4 protein-coding genes and 3 pseudogenes are annotated in these 6,398 nt (G+C 45.2%); 2 read left to right on the top strand and 5 right to left on the bottom strand.

Annotated elements, in window-relative coordinates; all coding sequences use genetic code 11:
• A pseudogene (locus NDI34_RS27410) lies at positions 1-429 on the top strand (twin-arginine translocation pathway signal protein); the annotation flags it as partial.
• 81 nt (positions 430-510) lie between these two features.
• Here the strand turns inward: NDI34_RS27410 and NDI34_RS27405 are convergent.
• A complete protein-coding gene (locus NDI34_RS27405) occupies positions 511-1,179 on the bottom strand; it encodes a PAP/fibrillin family protein (protein WP_348234405.1) in 669 nt (222 codons plus the stop codon).
• Between the two features lie 294 nt (positions 1,180-1,473).
• On the opposite strand from NDI34_RS27405, the gene NDI34_RS27400 reads away from it, so the two are divergent.
• The gene (locus NDI34_RS27400; protein ID WP_348234404.1) at positions 1,474-3,123 is read left to right on the top strand and encodes an RNA-directed DNA polymerase; all 1,650 of its coding nucleotides are present in this window, start codon (positions 1,474-1,476) and stop codon (positions 3,121-3,123) included.
• A 5-nt stretch (positions 3,124-3,128) separates the two neighbouring features.
• Here the strand turns inward: NDI34_RS27400 and NDI34_RS27395 are convergent.
• The 4 genes and pseudogenes from NDI34_RS27395 to NDI34_RS27380 all read right to left on the bottom strand — a co-directional run.
• Positions 3,129-3,227: pseudogene (locus NDI34_RS27395) on the bottom strand (nucleotidyltransferase family protein); the annotation flags it as partial.
• A gap of 1 nt (position 3,228) precedes the next feature.
• Positions 3,229-3,861, bottom strand: a complete 633-nt coding sequence (locus NDI34_RS27390; RefSeq protein ID WP_348234403.1) for a Uma2 family endonuclease — start codon at positions 3,859-3,861, stop codon at positions 3,229-3,231.
• 224 nt (positions 3,862-4,085) lie between these two features.
• On the bottom strand, positions 4,086-5,372 hold the full coding sequence (locus tag NDI34_RS27385) for a DEAD/DEAH box helicase (protein WP_348234402.1): 1,287 nt from the start codon (positions 5,370-5,372) through the stop codon (positions 4,086-4,088).
• Between the two features lie 650 nt (positions 5,373-6,022).
• Positions 6,023-6,145 (bottom strand): annotated as a pseudogene (locus NDI34_RS27380) (nicotinate-nucleotide diphosphorylase (carboxylating)); the annotation flags it as partial.
• Between the last annotated feature and the right edge of the window lie 253 nt (positions 6,146-6,398).

The following is a 6,398-nucleotide window of genomic DNA, read 5'->3' as shown; positions in this document are numbered from 1 at the left end:
AGGGGTGCAACTGTAGACATTTGGCATTGCGACGCGCTGGGGGTGTATTCCGATGTTCGGGACTTCAACGGGGATACGCAAGGGCAAAAATTCCTGCGCGGCTATCAGGTGACGGATGCAAATGGGACTGCGGAGTTTGTGACGATTTATCCTGGCTGGTATCCAGGCAGAACGGTTCACATTCACTTTAAGATTCGCACCGATTCTGCGTCTGGGCGTGGTTCTGAGTTTACCTCGCAGCTTTACTTCGACGATGCTCTCACGGATCAAATTTACGCGCAGTCTCCCTATGCTGCTAAGGGACAGCGCACCCAGAGGAACGATGGAGACGGCATTTTTCAAGATGGTGGTGAAGAACTGATGCTTCAGCTAACCCAAGATGCACAAGGCTACGTGGGTACGTTCGATATTGGGCTTCAGATGACTTGAACTATTGCATATGACTCAAGAGCGATCGCATTCTCCATAATCGCTCTGGTTGATAGAACGCGATCGCTCAAAACGCCCAACTCACTCGCGACGAAACACAAACAGATTGCCTGTTGCACCGCGTCCTACCCTAATTTCTTCGTCTAAATAAGAGGTTGTCCACTCTGCCTGATTGCGGAAGAATTCCAACACTGAGATTTTCAATTCAGGAAAACTCCAGCTTTCCCTACTAAAGAGCTTTGTTGCTTGCATCGAAAAACTATCGAAAGTCACTTTAGCTGTCTTCTCATCCGCGCCCAAAATCCAAACGCCGTCAGCCTGTAACCGCCATTCTCCCAACAGGGGTAAGTCAAGAAAAGCGCCGTTAGAGGCAAAAATTTTCCTAGTACAGCCTGCCACCAACCTTTGCCACACCCGTTTGATATTTATTGTTCCCCCAAAATTTGGAATTGATGCTAGCTGACGGGTAACAACTGTTCCTCTTGATGCGTACACCAATTGCCAGTTACCGAGTAGAGTAGGCAGATGGTTGGGGTGGAGTAGCTGTGGGATGGAATTGATTTTCTCTAGCTGTTGCACAATTGCATCAATTGGCTCTTCATCAGATGGAAATAAGGCTTGCTGTAGCCCTAATGCTTCTACTCGCTGCAAGAGTTCAGTTTTTAAGGCAAATCTCGTTGCGTCATCCCCTACCATGTCTTGATGTTCCACTTCCATACTTTGAAGAAAGCATACATCAGAGGATTTCAAAGGTGGCTACCCTTATTAGGATCGATCGGGAAGATGACATATCTGGTGCAGCAGACTTTAGGTCATGCCAGTTTCACCACGGATGGTAAGCTAAGCTAGGTTATGTAAATGTCGCCAGTAAACTTCGTGACCTTCATTTTCGTCCAGACGGCGGCAGTAGCTTTCTGCCTCTTAGGTGATGTGTTAGCTATGCTTATCAACTAGGTATCTCTGAGACGAATCAGCTATGTTGACCCGGATTTTTAGAGATACAAAAAGGTCTAAGGGCATATCTTCACGCTAATATTACTACCGATGACACAGCTTAATCTTTCAACAGAAAAAGAATTTTCAGGGTTAGATGAAAATTCTCAGCTAGCTCCTACAATACAAGATTTTATTAAAAAAGGCTTCTTTCCTAAAGAGCTAGTTCCGGCGTTCACAACTGAGAGTCTGGCGCAGAATTTAGATCGTGTGAAGCAAATTTTGGAAAGCAAGCAATCCCCAACTACTAGCAAATGTTTTTATTATTCCTTTCCTAAAGTCAAACATCTCCGTCGTAATCTAGGAATCCCCAATCCTTCTAGTCAAATTAAACTATCTCAAATTTTAGTTAATAATTGGGCTGAAATAGAAAAAACAATTTCAAGCTGCGATCTATCTATAAGCGCCCCTTTAACCAATTCTATCAATAGAGCAGTTTCTCCTCCGCCTGTTCAACTAAGTAATGAACGAGCTATACAAGCGGCTGGCTCTCGCTATCGTTTATATACTGATATTTCACGCTATTATTCTACTATTTACACGCATAGCATTCCCTGGGCTATTCATGGAAAATCTCAATGTAAAGACAATCTCAAATTAAAAAGAAACCAAAGACATACTTTGTATGGTGACTTAATTGATGAGTGTGTTCGCAATACACAGGATAAACAAAGTATAGGTATACCCATAGGACCAGATTCTTCCTTCGTCATAGCAGAAATTATTGGTTCAATTATGGATAAAATGCTATGCGAACGCTTAGAGTATAAACCGAGAGGATTCCGTTTCATTGATGACTATTATTTATACTTTGATACTTTCTCAGAGGCAGAACAAGCGCTTTCTCAACTTCATAAAATCCTTAAAGAATTTGAACTTGAAACAAATCCATCTAAAACCTCTATTGTCGAGCTTCCTGAGCCTCTAGAGTCGGCTTGGGTTTCTGAAATAAGACGTTATAGTATTAGTTCGGATCTGAGGGAACAGAACACGGAAATCATAAGTTTTTTTAACCAAGTATTTGAGTACTCTAAACTATTTGCAGATGAACAGGTAATTAAATATTCTTTGAGCCGAATCCGCAATGAATCAATTCCTATATCTCCTAAGAATTGGTCTCTTTTTGAATCTTTAATTTTACAATCAATTATAGCTGAACCAAGCGCCTTAGAAACAGGAACTGAAATATTATATAGTTACTACGAGAAGGGCAATTATCAATTGGATAAGAGCAGAATAGGCGATACTATTACAGCACTTATTGTTAACGCTAGTAAACTTAGTCATAGCCATGAACTTGCATGGGCTTTATGGCTAAGTAAAACATTACAAATACCTATAAAGGAGGAAGCGGCTCGGAAGATTTCTGAAATTGAAGATTCTGTAGTTGCTATAGTTGCATTAGACTTACATGAGCAAGGACTTATACCAAAAGGGTTAGATTTAACTAGATGGAAATCATTAATGACAATTGATGAGTTATATTCAACCAATTGGCTTCTGGCTTATGAAGCAAATATTAAAGGTTGGCTTCCTTCACTGGGTAAAAGCGATCATGTTAATAAAGACGCTTTTTTTGGAACTTTAAAAGCTAATAATGTCAGTTTTTATGACTCAACACGGCAAGTCAATTCAGTAGATGATGCTCAGACTGAATACGACAACGATGATGAAACTGAAGCTTATTATTGGATGTACTAAACAAGACCAAATAGCGATCGCCAAACTGTATTTTGTACTGCACCGCTAGCTAACCACCAATCAGGGAGATTCAAAAGCGCGATCGGGGGTAAATCTTTTCTGATCTTAACCCAGTTGCATTTTCAGTTCGCGCAGCATCCGACTGGTTCCATCATCAATGGCTTTTTGCACCAGTTCGGGAATCATTTCGGTAATCGGCAAATCGGGAAAGATAGCACTGATGGATGATTCGGTGTAGCCACCATTTTGTAGAATGTAAATCTTGAGTTGGCGACTCCGATAGATCCACACTTCCGGAACGCGCAGCACTTCGTAGGCGTTCAAGGTAGTCTTTGAAGTTACATCAGACTCAATGGCGAGATCGGGAGGTGGGTAAACCGCTAAATCCATATTGGTGCAACCCCAGACACGACTGGCATTCTGGATGTAAAAGCAGGTATCGGGTTCGACTCCGGCAATTTCTGGTTGCTTCAGAGTAGTTGAGCCAAAATCTTCCCAGTCCCGCCCTTGAGCATCTAAGATAGCTTTGACAATATCAGCAATAATGCGATGGGGGCGCTCGTGCAGTGCCAAAGGGGACATGATTTCCAGCGTTCCTTGGTAGTATGCAATGCGGGTGCTGCGCTTTTCTCCCAATTCGGTAAGAATCTGTTCAAAGTCCTGCCAAGACAAGTTATGAATGCTAATCGTGCTACCGGGAGTGAGTTCAATGGCACGAATGGGAATGGTAACGGTCATTGGTGTTCCTCCATCGATTGCTTAAGCAGCTTTTTCAACCGTAACTCGCCATTCACCCATAATTATCATTGATGACTAACTGACAGCGATTGCCAAATAGCGATCGCAAACCTGTATTTCGCACCGCACCCCTTACCAACCACATTGTCAGCCCTTAACAAAAATACCCAACTTTTTAAAAAAGCCGGGTATCTCGCCTTAACTAGGCGGCAATCGCCAGAAATTTAAGCAGTGTGCAGACTTTTTCGAGCGCGTCCTGGTGCGCTGGGCTTTTTGCTGCGGGTAGGTGCGGATGGTGCCTGGGACTTTGCTCGGTTACTGCGCCCTTGATTTGCGCGCTGACCTTTCGCTTGGTCTACCACTTTCCGGACTGGGGCAGTTGGCTCGTAGCCTGGAATCACGTCTTTCACAAGGGTTTGATTGAGCAATCGTTCGATGTCTTTGAGGAATGGGTATTCATCTTCGCTGACGAGGGAAACCGCTCTTCCTTCGTTACCAGCGCGACCTGTGCGACCAATGCGATGCACGTAGTCTTCTGGTACATTAGGAAGTTCAAAGTTGACTACGTGGGGGAGCTGATCGATATCTAGACCCCGTGATGCTACATCGGTGGCAACTAATACTCGCACTTTTCCTTGCTTAAAGTCTTGCAAAGCACGGGTACGGGCTGCCTGACTTTTGTTGCCATGAATTGCAGTGCTTTTCAGCCCATCTTGAGCAAGTTGCTCAGCTAGACGGTTGGCTCCATGTTTCGTCCGGGTGAAGACTAGCACTTGTTGCCAATTGTGGAACCCGATCATATGAGAAAGCAGTTCTCGCTTGCGATTGCGATCGACCGGATGAACCACCTGCTCTACCTGCTGTGCGGCGGTATTCCGGGGAGCTACTTCGATCTGGGTCGGAGACTTTAGTAGGGTGCTGGCAAGCTGCTGAATCGGTTTAGAGAAGGTGGCAGAAAACATCAGCGTTTGCCTCGATGCAGGTAGCACTGCCAAAATTTTGCGGATGTCGCGGATGAAGCCCATATCTAACATGCGATCGCATTCATCCAGCACCAGTATCTCTATCTTCGAGAGATCGACCGTCTTTTGCCCAACGTGGTCGAGCAAGCGACCGGGTGTAGCGACTACAATATCAACTCCCCGATGCAGCGTTTGAACTTGCGGCTTAATTCCCACGCCGCCATAGATGGCTGCTGCTCGCAGCGACAGGTATTTTCCATAAGTTTTGACGCTATCTTTTACCTGATCTGCCAGTTCGCGAGTAGGTGTGAGGATGAGGGCACGAGGTCTGCGATGCACCTGGTTGGCGTTGGCAGTACCCAGGAGTTGCAGTAAAGGCAGGGTAAAGCCAGCAGTCTTGCCCGTTCCAGTTTGGGCGCTGGCGAAAATGTCTTGCCCTTTCAGGATGGCGGGAATTGCTTGCTGCTGAATGGGGGTTGGCTCAGTATAGCCAGAGTCAGCCACAGCACGAAGCAGGTCCGTTGAAAGACCGAGGTTACGAAATGTCATGGATGCGATCGCTCCTAGTAATGCCCCTATCCCAAATCAAGTGCCTGGGGCCAGTCTAAGAGCAGGAAATTTGTAGTTCAGTTGGATGGCTTAAATGAGCTTTTTTCCAATGCGCCAGCAACAGACCGGAATGTACTGGCAGAAACTCATCCTAACAGACATTCGGACAAAATATCTGAAGAAGGATGGGGTAAGCTAAGCTCTTCACAATGCTCTCCCGCTTCTTGGGAGTTTGTTCAATTTTGACAATTTTACTCAAGTCGCTGTACAGTGCGGTCAACAGGGTTAAAGCAGAAACTCTTATTCATCCGTGGCTTTCCCCCGCATTGTCTTCATCTGCTACTTGTTAATCTGCTACTTTTGCTATCAAAACGCTTACTTTGAGAGCTACGTGTGGGTTTGTTGAGTTTGCATCATTTGGGTACCACGATTGCACTTCTAATGAGTCAGGGCTTGCAATCGGCTCAACACTTCCTCCGTTCAGTTCTTAGCGGCGGTGTTCTTGAGCCTTAATTCAGAACTAGCCCCTCCTTAGTAATGCGCTGGTCGCTCATCAAAAGAAGCCGCTTTTTCTAACGATTGAGTAGCCAGGAAGATCCAATATCAAAGTGGAGGTCAGTCAAGGTCGCCACTTTATTCACCATCTACCTACGGATACGAGCGATCGCCTCGCCAATTCCTCCAGCTACAGCAATGTGATTATCCTTAATCATTACAGCATCATCTAGTTCCATCCGGTGGTTCCTCGCTCCTCCCATCTGCATCGCGTACTTTGACTCGAGCGATCGCCGCGACCGACATCCTCCAACAACCAGCTGCGTAACATCGGGTCTAATACGATCGAGGGAGGTAGAACAGCCTTGGGACTCACCACTTCAGTTTTCCCCTAATTTTTCTAAAAGCTTGTCCAAATAACTTAGCCCAAAAGCTGCTCGGCTGGGGATTTTGAGAGTTTTCCAAAAAAGTTTTTCAAAACAGTTGACAGAAGCGGTTCGTGGTTGCTACATTAATAAAGCGGTCGGGAGA

This window comes from Trichocoleus sp. DQ-U1 (genome assembly GCF_039961925.1).
Lineage (GTDB): Bacteria > Cyanobacteriota > Cyanobacteriia > Cyanobacteriales > FACHB-T130 > FACHB-T130.
Note: the sequence above shows the minus strand (reverse complement) of the source record. Positions and strands in the feature narration are given on the sequence as shown.

Excerpts from the sequence above, each read along its gene's own strand:
- NDI34_RS27400 (WP_348234404.1), top strand. The coding sequence starts at position 1,474 with ATGACACAGCTTAATCTTTCAACAGAAAAAGAATTTTCAGGGTTAGAT.
- NDI34_RS27390 (WP_348234403.1), bottom strand. The coding sequence starts at position 3,861 with ATGACCGTTACCATTCCCATTCGTGCCATTGAACTCACTCCCGGTAGC.
- NDI34_RS27385 (WP_348234402.1), bottom strand. The coding sequence starts at position 5,372 with ATGACATTTCGTAACCTCGGTCTTTCAACGGACCTGCTTCGTGCTGTG.